12 protein-coding genes are annotated in these 15,150 nt (G+C 67.3%); 1 reads left to right on the top strand and 11 read right to left on the bottom strand.

The genetic code is table 11. The features are described from left to right. Window positions 1-6: 6 nt before the first annotated feature. The 9 genes from AB4Y67_RS00675 to AB4Y67_RS00635 all read right to left on the bottom strand — a co-directional run bounded on the left by AB4Y67_RS00675 (window position 7) and on the right by AB4Y67_RS00635 (window position 11,524). Entirely contained in the window at window positions 7-1,542 is a 1,536-nt protein-coding gene (locus AB4Y67_RS00675; protein ID WP_441403893.1) for a rhamnulokinase, read from the bottom strand. After that, window positions 1,539-3,575, bottom strand: coding sequence for a bifunctional aldolase/short-chain dehydrogenase (locus AB4Y67_RS00670; RefSeq protein WP_441403892.1), 2,037 nt, complete (start codon window positions 3,573-3,575; stop codon window positions 1,539-1,541). The genes AB4Y67_RS00675 and AB4Y67_RS00670 overlap by 4 nt, the downstream gene beginning before the upstream one ends. A 4-nt stretch (window positions 3,576-3,579) precedes the next feature. Beyond that, the gene (rhaI, locus tag AB4Y67_RS00665; RefSeq protein ID WP_441403891.1) at window positions 3,580-4,746 is read right to left on the bottom strand and encodes an L-rhamnose isomerase; all 1,167 of its coding nucleotides are present in this window, start codon (window positions 4,744-4,746) and stop codon (window positions 3,580-3,582) included. A 1-nt stretch (window position 4,747) separates the two neighbouring features. Further along, window positions 4,748-5,125, bottom strand: a complete 378-nt coding sequence (locus AB4Y67_RS00660; protein ID WP_441403890.1) for an L-rhamnose mutarotase — start codon at window positions 5,123-5,125, stop codon at window positions 4,748-4,750. Beyond that, complete coding sequence (locus AB4Y67_RS00655; protein WP_441403889.1) at window positions 5,122-6,570, bottom strand: arabinose isomerase; 1,449 nt, start codon at window positions 6,568-6,570, stop codon at window positions 5,122-5,124. The genes AB4Y67_RS00660 and AB4Y67_RS00655 overlap by 4 nt, the downstream gene beginning before the upstream one ends. 152 nt (window positions 6,571-6,722) lie before the next feature. Continuing rightward, window positions 6,723-7,784 carry a rhamnose ABC transporter substrate-binding protein gene (rhaS, locus tag AB4Y67_RS00650; RefSeq protein WP_441403888.1) on the bottom strand — a complete coding sequence of 354 codons (1,062 nt, stop codon included), beginning with the start codon at window positions 7,782-7,784 and terminating at the stop codon, window positions 6,723-6,725. A 77-nt stretch (window positions 7,785-7,861) separates the two neighbouring features. Next, window positions 7,862-8,944 carry an ABC transporter permease gene (locus AB4Y67_RS00645; protein WP_441403887.1) on the bottom strand — a complete coding sequence of 361 codons (1,083 nt, stop codon included), beginning with the start codon at window positions 8,942-8,944 and terminating at the stop codon, window positions 7,862-7,864. Further along, entirely contained in the window at window positions 8,937-9,983 is a 1,047-nt protein-coding gene (locus tag AB4Y67_RS00640; protein WP_441403886.1) for an ABC transporter permease, read from the bottom strand. Before AB4Y67_RS00640 ends, AB4Y67_RS00645 begins: the two co-directional genes overlap by 8 nt. Then, window positions 9,980-11,524, bottom strand: a complete 1,545-nt coding sequence (locus tag AB4Y67_RS00635) for a sugar ABC transporter ATP-binding protein (protein ID WP_441403885.1) — start codon at window positions 11,522-11,524, stop codon at window positions 9,980-9,982. Before AB4Y67_RS00635 ends, AB4Y67_RS00640 begins: the two co-directional genes overlap by 4 nt. A gap of 244 nt (window positions 11,525-11,768) precedes the next feature. Here AB4Y67_RS00635 and AB4Y67_RS00630 point away from each other — a divergent pair, with 244 nt between their 5' ends. After that, window positions 11,769-12,779 carry a LacI family DNA-binding transcriptional regulator gene (locus AB4Y67_RS00630; protein ID WP_441403884.1) on the top strand — a complete coding sequence of 337 codons (1,011 nt, stop codon included), beginning with the start codon at window positions 11,769-11,771 and terminating at the stop codon, window positions 12,777-12,779. A gap of 63 nt (window positions 12,780-12,842) precedes the next feature. Here the strand turns inward: AB4Y67_RS00630 and AB4Y67_RS00625 are convergent, their stop codons facing one another. Beyond that, window positions 12,843-13,580 (bottom strand): VOC family protein, encoded by a 738-nt coding sequence (locus tag AB4Y67_RS00625; protein ID WP_441403883.1) that lies wholly within the window; start codon window positions 13,578-13,580, stop codon window positions 12,843-12,845. Window positions 13,581-13,675: 95 nt separating this feature from the next. Further along, entirely contained in the window at window positions 13,676-15,139 is a 1,464-nt protein-coding gene (locus tag AB4Y67_RS00620) for a protein adenylyltransferase SelO (RefSeq protein WP_441403882.1), read from the bottom strand. Between the last annotated feature and the right edge of the window lie 11 nt (window positions 15,140-15,150).

The raw sequence follows: 15,150 nt of genomic DNA, 5'->3' as shown, positions 1-15,150 counted from the left end.
CACAGGTCACACCCGGGGACTCGGGTCTGTCGACCGTAGCGGCCCGTTTGTCGCCGCGGCCGGCTCGTATCGCTGCAGCGCCGTGCCTCCGGCCACGATCTTCCTCAGTTCGGCGAGCCCGCCTGACAGTTCGCCGGCGGCGCGGGCCTGAACCAGCACGTTCCCGAGGGCGGTCGCCTCAACCGGCCCGGCGATCACGGGCTTGCCGGTGGCGTTGGCGGTCAGCTGGGATAGGAGCCGGTTTTGCGAGCCGCCGCCCACCACGTGCACGACGTCGACGGCCCGGCCGGCGAGGCGTTCGGCGTCGCTGATGGTCCGGGCGTAGCCGTCGGCGAGGCTGTCCAGGATGCAGCGGACGATCGCCGCGGGCTCGTCCGGCAGGATGGCGCCCGACGAGCCCGCCGCGGCGCGGATCCTTGCGGGCATGTTGCCGGGCGCGGTGAAGGCCGGGTCATCGGCGTCGATCAGGGGTCCGCCGTCCGGCAGCGCCGCGGCTCCGTCGAGCAGTTCGGCAAGGGAAAACGTGGGGCCGTTCGCGGCCCAGGTGCGCTGGCATTCGCTGAGCAGCCAGAGCCCGCCGACGTTGCGCAGGTAGCGGATGGTGCCGTCGACGCCGCGTTCGTTGGTGAAGTTCGCCAGGCGGCTGGCCTCCGTGAGGACGGGATGCTGGAGCTCCACCCCCACCAGGGACCAGGTGCCGGACGAGATGTAGGCAAAGTCCTCGGTCTCCGCGGGGACCGCGGCGACGGCCGACGCGGTGTCGTGCGAGCCGACGGCGACCACACTGGTCCCTGCCGCAAGACCGGTCTGCCCGGCAATGGCAGGGAGCAGCGTGCCGACGGTTTCCCCGGGCTGGACCAGCGGCGGGAACAGATCCAGGGGCAGCCCCAGTGCGGTCAGGAATTCCGTGGCCCACTCCCCTGCCACGGCGTCGAACAGACCCGTGGTAGACGCGTTCGTTGCCTCGGTGCGGCGCCGGCCGGTCAGGAGGAAGGCGATCAGGTCCGGAATGAGCAGTGTCTGGACGCCGTCTAGGTCCGCTTCGCTCGCGAGCTGGTAGATGGTGTTGAATTCCAGGAACTGCAGCCCGGTTGTCGCGTACAGGCGTTGCGGGTCGAGACGCCCGTGGACTCCCGCCACCGCACCGCGGCTCCGGCCGTCCCGGTAGCTGAAGGGCTGCGCCACGAGCTCGCCGGCGGCGTTCACCCGTCCGTAGTCCACGGCCCAGGTGTCGATTCCGATGCTGGCGATCGTTTCCCCGTGCGCCGCCGCGCTGGCGGCCGCGGCCCCCAGCCCGGTGAGCACTTCGGCGAACAGCGCGGTGAAGTCCCAGCGCAGGCCGCCGTCAGAGTCCTGCACTCCGTTGGGGAACCGGTGGACAGTTTCCAGGCTCACCTCCGGGGTCCCGGCGTCACGGGAGATCCTGCCCAGAATCACCCGTCCGGAGGAGGCACCGATATCGACGGCGGCGAACACGCTGCCTCCAGCCACCGTCCCGGCCCCGGCCGGGACGGTGGCTGGAGGTGGTTCCTGCCCCGTCATCGAAGGAAGGCGGTGGCGACGCCGGCGTCCACCGGAATGTGCAGTCCGGTGGTGTGCGACAGTTCGCTGCCGGTGAGGACGGCGACGGCGTTGGCGACGTTTTCCGGGAGGACCTCCCGTTTGAGCAGGGTGCGCTGGGCGTAGTACTTCCCCAGGTCCTGCTCTTCGACGCCGTAAACGGCGGCGCGTTTGGCGCCCCAGCCGCCGGCGAAGATCCCGGAGCCGCGGACGACGCCGTCGGGGTTGATGCCGTTGACCCGGATGCCGTACTCGCCCAGTTCCGCCGCGAGCAGCCGGACCTGGTGGGCCTGGTCGGCCTTCGTGGCGGAGTAGGCGATGTTGTTCGGACCGGCGAACACGGAGTTCTTGGAGGAAATGTAGACGATGTCTCCGCCCATGCCCTGGTCGATCAGGACCTTCGCCGCGGCCTTGGACACCAGGAACGAGCCCTTGGCCATGACGTTGTGCTGAAGGTCCCAGTCCTGCTCCGTGGTTTCCAGCAGGGGTTTGGAGATGGAGAGCCCGGCGTTGTTGACCACCAGGTCCAGGCCGCCGAAGGCAAGGACGGCGGCGCTCACCGCGGCCACGACCTGGGCCTCGTCCGTGACATCGGCCTGGATCCCGACGGCGACGTCGGAACCGCCAAGCTCGGCCGCGACGGCTTGCGCGTTCTCAAGGTTCAGGTCCACGATGACGACGCAGGCGCCTTCGGCCGCTAGGCGCGTGGCGATGGCCTTGCCGATGCCCGACGCTGCCCCGGTCACCAGGGCGATGCGGGTGGCATGGGTCTTGGGTTTGGGCATCCGGGCGAGCTTGGCTTCCTCCAGGGCCCAGTATTCGATCCGGAATTTCTCGTATTCCTCGATCGGGGCGTAGCTGGAGATGGCTTCGGCTCCGCGCATGACGTTGATCGCGTTGAGGTAGTACTCGCCGGCGACCCGGGCGGTCTGCTTGTCCTTGCCGTAGGAGAACATGCCCACCCCCGGGATCAGGACTATGGCGGGGTCCGCGCCGCGCAGGGCAGGTGAGTCTGCGTCGGCGTGCCGGTCGTAGTACGCCTGGTAGTCCTCGCGGTAGGCGGCATGGAGTTCCTTGAGCCGGGCGATGGAATCCTCGACGGACGCGTCCCCCGGCAGGTCCAGGACCAGGGGCTTGACCTTGGTGCGCAGGAAGTGGTCCGGGCAGGAGGTGCCCAGCCCGCCCAGGCGCGGATGTTCGGCGCCCTCGAGGAAGTCCAGCACCGAGGCGTCATCGCTGAAATGCCCGACAGCAGGCTTGTCGCTGGACGCCAGCCCGCGGATCACCGGCGCCAGCGCGGCGGCCTTCGCCCGGCGTTCCGCCTCCGGCAGGGCGCTGTAGCCGGGCAGTTTCGGTCCGAAAGGTTCGGGCCGGCCGTGTTCGGCGATGTACTTTTCGGCCTGTTCGATGATCCACAGGGAGTTCGTTTCGGCTTCTTCGCTGGTGGCGCCCCAGGCGGTGGTGCCGTGGCCGCCCAGGATGGTGCCGACGGCCTGCGGGTTGGCGTCCTTGATTGCGGCGATGTCCAAGCCCAGCTGGAAACCGGGGCGGCGCCATGGAACCCAGGCCACCTTTTCGCCGAAGATCTGCTTGGTGAGGGCTTCGCCGTCGGCCGCCGTGGCGATTGCGATGCCCGCGTCCGGGTGGAGGTGGTCCACGTGGGCTGCGTCCACCAGCCCGTGCATCGCGGTGTCGATGGAGGGGGCTGCGCCGCCCTTGCCGAACAGGCAGTAATCGAACGCGGCCACCATCTCGTCTTCGTGCTCGACGCCGGGGTACACGTCTTTCAGGGCCTGCAGCCGGTCCAGTCGCAGCACGGCCAGGCCATCGGCCTTCAGTGTGCCGAGGTCCCCGCCGGAACCTTTGACCCACAGGAGCTGGACGTCTTCCCCGGTCACCGGGTCCTTGCCGGTGCCCTTGGCGGAGGTGTTGCCACCGGCGAAATTGGTGTTCCCCTTGTCGGCGCCGAGGCGGTTGGAGCGGGCAATCAGCTGGTCAACAGTTGGATTGGTCATGGTCTTAGGCTCCCCATCCGGCCTGGTGGCCGCCTTGGCGCCCGGCATTGATTTTCTCCTGGTATCCGCTGGCGGCGAAGGCCGCCATTGGATCGGCCGGCAGGCCCCGTGCTTCGCGCCATTGCGCCAGGCCGGGTCGGACATCGGTGTAGAAGGCGTCCATCAGCACCGCGTTGGCGGCGAGGACATCCCCCGCGTTCTGGGCCGCGTCAAGGGCGGCGGTGTCGACCAGGAGGGCCCGGGCCGTCATCTCCTGGACATTGAGCACGGAGCGGATCTGGCCGGGGATCTTGCCCTCGATGTTGTGGCACTGGTCCAGCATGAACGCCACCCCGGCGGCCGGTTCTAGACCGCCGCCGCGGACCACTTCCGTCATGATCCGGAACAGCTGGAACGGGTCCGCGGCTCCCACAATCAGGTCATCATCGGCATAGAAGCGTGAGTTGAAGTCGAAGGACCCGAGCTTCCCGAGGCGCAGGAGCTGCGCGACGATGAACTCGATGTTGGTCCCCGGCGCGTGGTGTCCGGTGTCGAGGCAGACCTTGGCCTTCTCGCCCAGTGCGGCGCAGTGCACGTAAGAGGTGCCCCAGTCCGGAACGTCGGTGTGGTAGAAAGCCGGTTCGAAGAATTTGTACTCCAGCACCATCCGCTGGTCGTCGCCGAGCCGGTCGTAGACCTTGCGCAGGGATTCGGCCAGCCAGTCCTGGCGGGAGCGCATATTGCCCTGCCCCGGGTAGTTGGTCCCGTCGGCCAGCCAGATTTTCAGGTCCTGCGAGCCGGTCATGTTCATGACTTCAAGGCACTCGTACATGTGGTCCACGGCCTTTTGGCGCACGGCCGGATCGCTGTGCGTGAGGCTGCCGAACTTGTAGTCGTCGTCCTGGAAGGTGTTGCTGTTGATCGTCCCGAGCCTGACGCCGAGACCGTCCGCGTATTTCGCGAGTGCCGCGTAGTCGTCTACCTTGTCCCACGGAATGTGCAGGGCCACCGAAGGGGCCAGCCCCGTCAGGGCGTTGACCTGGGCGGCGTCGGCAAGCTTTTCCTCGATGGTGCGGGGCGTTCCCGGGGTGGCGAACACTTTGAACCGGGTGCCGGAGTTGCCGAAGGCCCAGGAGGGCAATTCGATGCTTTGGTGTTCGAGCGTGGTCAGAACGGCGGTGGGGATAGACACGTCAGTCTCCTAGGGACTTGGACTGGGTGAGGGCGGACGTGGCGGCAGCCAGCTGGTCCTCGAGGTTGAATACTTCGGTCAATTGGAGGAATCCCGCATCCGGGGTTCCGTGCAGGTCTTCGAAGAAGCCGGACATTTCGGCCTGCCAGCGGGCGTTGACGTCCGTGGCTGCCATCCGGGCCTGGGCCCCCTCGAGGTTCTCGGTTTCGAAGTAGCCGATCAGCAGCCCGTCGGGGCGGAGGAAAAGGGAATAGTTGTTCCAGCCTGAAGCTTTCAGGGCCTGGAGCATGTCCGGCCACACGGCGGCGTGGCGGCGGGTGTATTCGGGGATAAGTCCGGGTTTCACCTGGAGCTGGAAGCAGACTCGTTGCATGCTCATGAGAGCACCACGTGCCGGTGTTCGATGCCGAGCAGCGAGGCGGCCGCCTTGATGTCCGCCGCGCGGTGTCCGACGCAGAGCGCCCAGTGGTGGCCGATGCCGGTCTGGCTCCAGTGGTCCACCCAGAGTCCCGGGTCACCGCCGAAATCCACCCGCGAGGTGGTGTTGCCGATCGCCAGGAGCGGGCCTGGCACCACTTCGCCCTCGGAGGTCACAAAGACGTAGCTGCCGTCCGGGTCCTGGCCGAGACCGAACGTGGTGACCGGGCCGGAACGGACGTCGAATTCCACCGAGACGCCCCAGCCGCGTTTGCCGTGGAAGACGCCGAGCCCGCGCAGCAGGGGTTCCTGCGCCGACACGGCCAGGTGGGCGGGGCCGTCGTGGCCCATTTCCACCACGTTGTCGAAGAAGTTCAGGGCCTGGATTTCGGTGAACGAACCGCCGGCACCGATCGCCTGCGCGGCGAGCATGGCGATGGAGGTCCGCAGTTCGAACTCGCCCGCCATCGGGATTCCCCGGGCCGTGAGGATGGAGGACCCCAGGATCATCCCTGCGCCGAGCCGTTCGTGCTGTTCGCCGGCGAGGCCGCGGTGGTAGTAGGCCACGGAGTCGAGATCGAAGTCCTCCACGAGCCGGTCGAGGCCGACGGAAACCTTGGCGCCCCAGGCGAAGTCGTCGTCGTTGACGGAGTCGTCGAGGACAAACAGGACCCGGGCCAGGTCGAGGCGCTCAGCGACCTCAGAGGAGGACACCTCGTTCACGCGCTCCCGGAGGTCGTCGAATTCCAGGACTTCCACGTGGGAGCCGAAGGTCGTGGAGACGCTGGTGAGGTCGGTGGCGACGTCGAGCATGCCCGGGTACAGGTGGCCCATGAGCCCGTGCCGGGCGTTGCGAAGCCTGGCGCGGACGCCGGCCGCGTGCACCCACCCGGTGATGCGGTCCCAGGCGGATTCCTGCTTGAGGTGTCCGGAGACGGAGCGGAACTCGATTCCGGCCCGGCGGAAGACGTTGGCGACCTCGGGGACCGGGCACTGCCCGCAGTAGGCGAGCCATTTGCCGGTGTCGAAGTTGGCGTGGTCCATGGCCTCGGTGGGCTGCAGGTCGATCACGAGGACCGGGGTCTTGGCGCGCTGGGCGATCGGCAGCACCATCGACGAGGTCAGGTAGGTGGTCAGGAAGATGACGATGAGGTCGCAGTCGGCGACCCGCAGCTTTTCGCCGGCCGCGGCGGCTTCCTGGGCGTCGGAGATGAAGCCGGTGTCAACGACGTCGGCGTCGAGCTCCTCGAAGCGGGCCGTGACGTAGCGGACGGATTCCTGCAGCTGCGGCAGCAGCTCCGGGAACTGGGGCCAGTAGGCGCCGAGGCCGCCGGAGACCAATCCGATGCGAGTGGGCCGGCGGCGGTGCGGTTTCAGCAGCCGGTCAGCCGGTTGTTTCTGGTTCATTGTGGGGCCTTCCGGCATGGAAAAGGAACTCGTGGGGCTCAGTGCGGTGGTGGCGCCGGGCAGGCTGTTGCCAGCCTGCCCGGCGGCCCAGCGCGGGTGACTCAGTGCGTTCGACTCAGTGCGGGCAGCTCAGGAGCAGCGGCCCGGACTGCTCAGAAGTTGTACTTGTCGATGTTCTCGGCATTGAAGACCGTCGGCGGCCCAACAATCACGAGGCCGCCCTTTTCGACCTTCCGTTCGCCCAGCTCGCCGGCGGTGAAGGTGTCCCCTTCGGCGCCGGTGATCTTGCCGTCCGCAAGCGCCTTGCCCGCGAAGGCCGCAACGTAGCCCAGCTGGGCCGGATCCCAGAGGGCAAATTCCTTCACGGTTCCGTCCTTGACGAAGGGGCGCATTTCATTGGGCAGGCCCAATCCGGTGAGTGCGACTTTGCCCTTGTACTCGGAGGTTGAGAGGTACCGGGCGGTGGCCGCGATGCCGACGGTGGTCGGCGAGATGATGCCCTTCAGGTTCGGATGGGCCTGCATGAGGCCCTGGGCTTCCTGGAAGGACTTGGTGTCGTTGTCGTCACCGTAGACCTTGGCCACGAGTTTGATGTCCTTGTAGGCGGGATTGGAAGCCAGTTCCTCCTCCATGAACTTGATCCATTCGTTCTGGTTGGTGGCGTTGGCCGTGGCCGAGAGGATGGCGATTTCGCCGCTGCCGCCGATCTGCTGGGAAATCAGCTTGGTCTGGATCAGCGCCACCTCCTTGGCCACGACCTGGCTGATGAAGATGTCGCGGCAATCCGGGTTGGCGTCCGAGTCGAACGCTACGATTTTGGCGCCGGCGGTACGGGCCTCGCCGAGGGCCGTGCAGACGGCGTCGGGGTCGTTCGCGGCGATCGTGATGACCTTGGTTCCGGCCTGCGTCTCGGCATTGATGAAGGACACCTGGCTGGAGGCGGACGCCTCGAGCGGTCCGACCACCTGGGAGGAGGCGAAGCCGGCTTCCGTGGCACCCTTCTTGCCGCCGCCCAGGACAACGTCGGTGTAGGGGTTGTTGAGCTGCTTGGGGATGAAGGTGATCTTCAGGTCCCCGCCCGCGGCGGGGCTGCTGCCTCCGGCAGATCCCGAGCCGCTGTTGCAGGCGGTCAGGGCTAGCGCGGCGGCGGCAGCGATGGCCACCATGCCCGCCAAACGGCCGGTCTGGCCTGTGCTCTTGCGGTTCAACATCATTGTTCTTCCTTTTCCTTCGTGCGGTCGGAACAGCCGGTCCGGTCTGGACGCGGCAGCTTTGGTGCGGTGGGCAGGTTTCAGGTGGTGCTGCCGGTGAAACTTCGGCGGACGCGCCTGGTGTGGCGCCATTGTTTGATCGCGGAACCGACGCTTGGCGCCACCACGGAGACGATCAGCAAAAGCCCCGTCACGGTGATGAGGACGACGTCGGATACGCGGGCCAGGCGGAGGGCGTAGTTGAGGGACCCGATCAGCAGGACACCGGCAATGACGCCCGGGATGGACCCCTTCCCGCCGAAGATCGAGACGCCGCCGAGGAGGACTGCGGCGATGACGGCCAGCTCCAGGCCGGACGCGTTGTCGCTGCGGGCGCTGGTGTAGCGCAGCGTCCAGTAGATTCCGGCCAGGGCCGAGACGGCACCGGATGCGACGTAGAGCCAGAACTTGCTGCGGGCCACCTCGATGCCCACAAAGCTGGCGGCCTCCTTGCTGTAGCCGATGGCGAACAGCCCGCGGCCGAAGGGCGTGAAGTGCAGGAGGACCCCGAAGAAGGCAATGATGAGCACGACGCCGATCATGACGGTGGGGATGCCCGTGCCGCCAAGCTTGGAGGTGAAGAAGGCCGTCAGCGCTTTCGGGAAGTTGGCCACTGCGTTGTCGCCGATGATGACGAGGGCCAGGCCGCGGAAGAGGGCCAGGGTGCCGATCGTGACTGCCAGCGAGGGCAGTCCGAGGACCGCGATCAGGAAGCCGTTGAACATACCGGCCGCGATGCCGGCCAGCAGGCTGATTGTCAGCACCAGCCAGATGTCCATGCCGCCTGCCCAGAGCACGCCCATCAGGGCGCTGGTCAGCCCCGCAATGCTCGCGACGGACAGGTCGATCTCGCCGGTGATAATGATCAGGGTCATCGGCATGGCGATCAGCAACACCGGAATCACGTCCAGCAGCAGGAATCCGGTGGTGACCGGTGAGGCGAAACGCGGGATGGTGACGGCGGCGTAGATGAGGAACGCAATCAGGGCGTAGACGGTGATGGCGTCCCGGCCGGCGAGGATCCGCGCCGCTCCGGTTTTGCCCTTGGGCTCGGAGGCCAGCGGCTTGGTGTTGTCAGCCACGGTGGCCGGAGCCGTGCCGGGTTTCGACGTGGTTTCAGACATTGCGCGCCTCGCTTATCCGCAGTTTCTTGGCTGTGCGCAGGCTTGCCACGCGGTCGATGATGATGGCCGTGAGAATCAGCACGCCGACGATTGCCTGCTGCCAGAACTTGTCGACCCGCAGGGCGGTCAGGGAACTGGTGATCGTGGTCAGAAGCAGGGCGCCGAGCGCCGCTCCGGTGACCGATCCGCTGCCGCCGAAGATGGCCACTCCCCCGACGACGGCGGCGGCCACCACGGTCAGTTCCATGCCGGTGCCGGTGGTGGCGCCGACGGAGTTGAAGCGGCTGGCGTAGAGCACACCGGCCAGTCCGGCCAGGGCTCCGTTGGCCAGAAAGGCGAGGAAAACCCGCTTTGACACCTTGATGCCGAAGGCGGTGGCCGCATCCGGATCTGAACCGATGGCGTACAGGTCCCGGCCCGGACGGGTGCCGGCCATGTAGACCGCCACCGCGGCGACCACCAGGATGGCCACCAGCGTGATGATGGGGAACCCCAGCACGGTGTCCACGGAGAGCGCACCGAAGGCATCCGGCCGGTCACCGGCAAAGTACTGCTTGCCGCCGGCCCACGCGTTGTTCAGGCCGCGGAACACGTAGAGCGTGCCGAGCGTGATGACGAGGGCAGGCACCTTGGCCGCTGTCACCAGGAGGCCGTTGATCGCCCCGAGCAGTGCGCCGAAGGCCATGCCGATCACGAACACCGCGAAAATCGGAATATCGGGCATCGCGGCGAAGATGGAGCCGGTGCCGAAGGCGACCAGCCCCAGCATGGAGCCGACGGACAGGTCGATGTTCCGGGTGATGATCAGCAGGGTCTGCCCGGCGGCCAGGATCATTACGATGGTGGCGTTCAGCAGGAGGTCCTTGACGCCCTGGGGCGTGAGGAACAGTGGGTTGATCAGGTAGGTGACGAGCACCAGCAGCGCCAGTGCGATGATGACGGGCAGTTCCCGCAGCCGCAGCACGGAGGCTACGGCGCCCCGGGCACTGCCGGCGGGCGCCGTCGTCGCCGGCTTCTTGTGGTCCAGAGCTGAGCTCACGGGGTTCCTCCTGCGGACGACGTGGCGGCGTGCATAACTGACTCGGGGTTCGCGCCGGCGCGGTCGAGTTCGGCGGTGATGCGCCCCTCGCGCATCACCAGGACCCGGTCCGCCATCCCCAGGACTTCGGGCAGTTCGGAGGAGATCATGAGGATGGCGATCCCCCGCCCTGCAAGGTCGGAGATGAGCCGGTGGACCTCGCTTTTGGTGCCGACGTCGATGCCTCGGGTGGGTTCGTCGATGATCAGGAGCCGCGGGTCGGTGGCGAGCCACTTGGCCAGCACCACCTTCTGCTGGTTTCCGCCGGAGAGGGTGGAGACCGCGTGCTCCTGCGACCCGGCTTTGACCTGGAGCCGTTTGCTCCACTCCTGGGCTGCACGGCGCTCCGCGGCGCCGTTGATCAGTCCCGCCGTCGCCAACTTGTTGCGCAGCGTGAGTGTGACGTTGCGGGCCACGGAGAGGTTCATGACCAGTCCCTGCTTGCGGCGGTCCTCGGGGACGAACCCCATGCCCGCGGTGATGGCCGCCTGCGGATCGCGTGGTTTGAGTCTGCTTCCCTTGAAGCTGATCTCACCGGTGTCGTAGGGGTCGATGCCGAAGACGGCGCGTGCCACTTCCGTGCGGCCGGCGCCCACGAGGCCTGCCAGTGCCACTATCTCGCCGGCGCGGACTTCGAAGCTGATGTCGCGGAAGACCCCTGCCCGGCTGAGTCCGTCGACTTTCAGGACGGTATCCCCGATTTCGGCAACCGTCTTGGGGAACAGCGCCTCGATGTCACGGCCCACCATCTCGCGGACGATCTCCGCGACGGTGACGTCGGCGGTCCCGTGGGTGGCAATGTACCGGCCGTCCCGCATGACGGTGATCCGGTTACACAGAGCGAAGACCTCGTCGAAGCGGTGCGAGATGAAGAGGATGCCGGTTCCCTTGTCCCGGAGGCTGCGGGCGACGGCGAAGAGGCGCTCGACTTCAACACCGCTCAGGGCAGCAGTCGGCTCATCCATGACGAGCACTTTGGCGTCGAGCGAGATGGCCTTGGCGATTTCAATGATCTGCTGGTCCGCGATGGAGAGGCCCTCGGCAATCCGCGTCGGATCGATGGGGACGCCGAGCCGCTCGAAGAGCTTGGCCGCCTCCCTGACCATGGTTGCCTTGCTGATCAGGCCGAACCGGCCCTTGGGCTGGCGGCCGACGAAGATGTTCTCTGCGACGCTGAGGTCCGGAAAGAGCGTTGGCTCCTGGTAGATGACGGAGATTCCGGCGGCCTTGCTGTCGCCGACGTTGCGGAACTGGACGCTCTCGCCGCTGATTCTGAAGTCGCCCGAATCCGGGTGGTGCAAGCCGGCGAGGATCTTGACCAGGGTGGACTTGCCGGCGCCGTTTTCGCCGACCAGTGCGTGAATTTCGCCCGCCCGGATTTCAACGGTGCCGTCGGCCAGGGCGACCACCGGGCCGAAGGTTTTGGCCGCGTGGGAAAGGGAAAGTACTGGCCCCGTTCCGTCCTCCGTGGGACCGGACCGGGAACTGTCTGTCTGCTGCATCTAATAACCGCACCTTTGGGGCTGAGTGAACTTCATAATGAATCGTTTCAGAGCTGCTGTGATTTGAATCATAGGAGCACCGCGGCCCGCCCGTCAAGAGATGTCAGAATCTCACGGGAGGACTTTTTGATTCGTTTCATTGAAAGGGTTCAAAACAGGCCCCGGACGGGTATCCTGAGGGCACCAACAGGTACGTCCCGCTCGCCCTCCCCCGGCAGCGACGTGCGCATTCAGGAGCTCAGGAATGAATTCAGCCAGCGTCAAGGACGTCGCGGCACTGGCCGGCGTCTCCGTCGGGACGGTCTCCAATGTGCTGAACCGCCCGGAAAAGGTGTCCACGGAAGTCACAACACGGGTGCAGGCAGCAATCGACAAGCTTGGCTTCGTGCGCAACGACGCCGCCCGCCAGCTCCGCGCCGGCATGAGCCACAGCGTCGGCCTGGTGGTGCTGGATGCCGCAAACCCCTTCTTCACGGAACTGGCCAGAGGAGCGGAGGACCGGGCCGCCGCCGAGCATTTCACCGTGCTGGTGGGGAACAGCAGTGACGACGCGGGGCGGGAGGCGGCCTACCTTGACCTCTTTGAACAGCAGCGCGTCCGCGGCGTGCTGATCTCCCCCGTGGGCAACGTGATCCCCCGGCTCGAACAGCTGCGCCGGCGGGGCATCCCCACCGTTCTGGTGGACCGGCAGGCGGACAACGCAAGTTTCTCCTCCGTCGCCGTGGACGACCTGGCCGGCGGAGAGATGGCCGTCGAGCATCTGCTGTCCGTGGGCCGGCGTCGGATCGCATTCGTGGGCGGCCCGGAGAGTATCCGCCAGGTGGCCGACCGGCTGTCCGGGGCCCGGAAGGCCATGCAGGCGGCACCCGATGCCAGCCTGGAAGTAATCGAAACGGAGTCGCTGACAGTGCTGTCCGGCCGTGCCGCCGGTGAAGCCATCCGTCGGCGGCCGGCTGGAGAACGGCCCGATGCGATCTTCGCGGCCAACGATCTGCTCGCCGTGGGTGTCCTGCAGGGCCTGATGCTGATGGGCGGTGTGCAGGTACCGCAGGAAATTGCGCTGATCGGCTACGACGATATCGAGTTTGCCGCGGCCGCTGTGGTCCCGCTGTCATCGATCCGGCAGCCCAGTGCCCTGATTGGTTCGACAGCCCTGGAGCTGCTGCTCCGGGAGGCCGGCCCGGAAGCAGGTTTCGTCCCACGCCAGGTCGTTTTTCCGCCCGAACTGGTGGTCCGGGCGTCCACGCTGAGCTGACGGCGCGGGGCTGGACCCCGGGGCCTTACCGCCCGGAGGCGCGTCTAGGGTCGGGACTCTGCGTCAGCGCGGGGCCAGGACGCAGAACTCGTTGTCTTCTGGGTCCGCGAGGCAGACCCATGGCACATCGCCCTGGCCGACGTCGGCATCAGTGGCACCCAGTGCGCGCAGCCGGGCCACCTCTGCCGCCTGGTAGTCGCCAGGGTAGGGCATCAGGTCGAGGTGGACGCGGCCCCACACGGACTTCGCAGCCGGCGTGCGAATGAACTCGAGATAGGGCCCCACGCCCTTGGCCGACCCCAGCCTCGAATGGTCGTCGGTCACCTCGTGCAGGGTCCAGTCCATCGCCTCGCCCCAGAACCGGGCCATGGCCCGCGGATCCGCACAGTGGACCACTACCGCGGCGATCGGTCCGGTGTCCCGGTAGATTGAGCGGGGCTCCAGCACGCGGAACAGGTTCCCCTCCGGGTCGGCCAGTACCGTCCATGGTGTATCCCTCTGGCCCGTGCCTGCGGGTGTCGCACCGAGCTTTAGCAGGTGCGCGACCAGCTCCGCCTGATGGGCTGCAGAGGTGGTGGCGAGGTCGAGGTGCGCGCGGTACCTCACAGTCTCTGGGTCCGGGACAGTGACGACATCGACGCAGACGGCGACGGGGTCCGGCCACACGAAGCCCACGGGTTCAACATTGGTCACACCGGGTCCCTCGCTGGAGACACCCCAGCCGAGCGCCTCCGCCCAAAACCGGCCGAGCGTGGAGTCATCCCGAGCCTTGAAATTCACCTGAACAAGTCGCAGCGCCATACCGCCCGACCCTATACCCTTCCGACAGCGCGGCAGGCCTGCACCTCGTCCGGCGCCTCGGCATGCATGGGATGAAGCCTGACGCCGGCAGGCTTCTAGGTTCCGCAGAACGTCCGGTAAGGGCCGAAATCCTTCGGCGCGGCAGCGGCGTAGCGCTCCAGCTCCGGCCGCTCGTCGTAGGGGTTGGTCACGGCCTCGAGGAGACGCATGAACGGATCCAGGTCGCCCGCCGTAGCGGCATCGAGGGCCTCCTCGACGAGGTGGTTCCGCGGGATGTAGGCGGGGTTGACCCGGTCCATGGCGTCGGCGTCGGGACCCAGGGCGCTCCAGCGCACGGCCCAAGCGTCGAAAGCGGCCGGGTCGGTAAACAGGCTCCGCACGCGGGCGGAGCGGCCGCGGGCCGCCTCGGCCAGGCTCCGGAAGAACGTTGTGTGGTCCGCTTGGCCCGCCTGCAGAAGGCTGAGCAGCTCGTCCACGAGGGCCGAGGCGACGCCGTCGTCGACGTCGCCGGGCAGGCCGATTTTGGCCTGCAGCCCGGCCGACCAGGCCGCGCTGTACTGCCGGCGGAACGTCGCGAGCGAGTCCTGCGCCAGGGCGACCGCCTGCTCCTGCTCCTCGTGGAAGAGGGGCAGGAGCGCCTCGGCAAGGCGGGTGAGGTTCCATTCCGCCACCAGCGGCTGGTTGCGGTAGGCGTAGCGCCCGGTCTCGTCTATCGAGCTGTAGACCGCGGCCGGGTCGAAGGCGTCCAGGAAGGCGCAGGGTCCGTAGTCGATGGTTTCGCCGGAAATCGTCATGTTGTCGGTGTTCATGACCCCGTGGACGAAGCCCACCAGCATCCACCGGGCCACCAGCGAGGCCTGGGCACCTATCACCGCCTGGAGCAGCGCGACGTAAGGGTTTCCGGCCTCCGCCGCGGCGGGGAAGTGACGGTCGATCGCATGATCGGCAAGGCGGCGCAGGAGGCCGGTGTCGTCCGTGGCGCGGGCGTACTGGAAGCTGCCGACGCGCAGATGGCTGCTGGCGACGCGTGTAAGCACCGCTCCGGGCAGCATGGTCTCGCGGAGCACGGGACGCCCGGTTGCCACGACGGCAAGGGACCGGGTGGTGGGGATGCCCATGGCGTGCATCGCTTCGCTCACGATGAACTCGCGGAGCATCGGGCCGACGGCGGCAAGGCCGTCACCGCCGCGGGCGAAGGGCGTTCGCCCCGAGCCTTTGAGGTGGATATCGCGGAGATGGCCCTCCTCGTCGGTGATTTCACCGAGGAGAAGCGCACGCCCGTCACCGAGGCGGGGGGCCAACCAGCCGAACTGGTGCCCGGCATAGGCCTGTGCCACGGGGGTGGCACCGCCGGGGACAAGGTTCCCCGTCAGCAGAAGCAAGCCGTCCGCACCCTGCAGATAAGCGGGATCAAGGCCCAGCTCGGCGGCCAGCGGCTCATTGAGCACCAAAAGCCGCGGGTCCGGAACCTGCTCCGCCTGCCAGGGAATGGCCATTTCGGCGAGGTCCCGGGCAAATAGTCCGTTCAGAGTGACGGTGGAGGGAGCCGCGGCAGTCATACCACCAGACT

The sequence above is a fragment of the Arthrobacter sp. YAF17 genome (assembly GCF_052113365.1).
In the GTDB taxonomy this organism is placed as follows: Bacteria; Actinomycetota; Actinomycetes; order Actinomycetales; family Micrococcaceae; genus Arthrobacter.
This window is presented reverse-complemented; position numbering and strand designations above follow the sequence as displayed.

Bases quoted from the DNA above. Each gene is read 5' to 3' on its own strand.
- AB4Y67_RS00675 (WP_441403893.1), bottom strand. From the start codon at position 1,542: ATGACGGGGCAGGAACCACCTCCAGCCACCGTCCCGGCCGGGGCCGGG.
- AB4Y67_RS00670 (WP_441403892.1), bottom strand. From the start codon at position 3,575: ATGACCAATCCAACTGTTGACCAGCTGATTGCCCGCTCCAACCGCCTC.
- AB4Y67_RS00660 (WP_441403890.1), bottom strand. From the start codon at position 5,125: ATGAGCATGCAACGAGTCTGCTTCCAGCTCCAGGTGAAACCCGGACTT.
- AB4Y67_RS00655 (WP_441403889.1), bottom strand. From the start codon at position 6,570: ATGAACCAGAAACAACCGGCTGACCGGCTGCTGAAACCGCACCGCCGC.
- rhaS (WP_441403888.1), bottom strand. From the start codon at position 7,784: ATGATGTTGAACCGCAAGAGCACAGGCCAGACCGGCCGTTTGGCGGGC.
- AB4Y67_RS00645 (WP_441403887.1), bottom strand. From the start codon at position 8,944: ATGTCTGAAACCACGTCGAAACCCGGCACGGCTCCGGCCACCGTGGCT.
- AB4Y67_RS00635 (WP_441403885.1), bottom strand. From the start codon at position 11,524: ATGCAGCAGACAGACAGTTCCCGGTCCGGTCCCACGGAGGACGGAACG.
- AB4Y67_RS00630 (WP_441403884.1), top strand. From the start codon at position 11,769: ATGAATTCAGCCAGCGTCAAGGACGTCGCGGCACTGGCCGGCGTCTCC.
- AB4Y67_RS00625 (WP_441403883.1), bottom strand. From the start codon at position 13,580: ATGGCGCTGCGACTTGTTCAGGTGAATTTCAAGGCTCGGGATGACTCC.
- AB4Y67_RS00620 (WP_441403882.1), bottom strand. From the start codon at position 15,139: ATGACTGCCGCGGCTCCCTCCACCGTCACTCTGAACGGACTATTTGCC.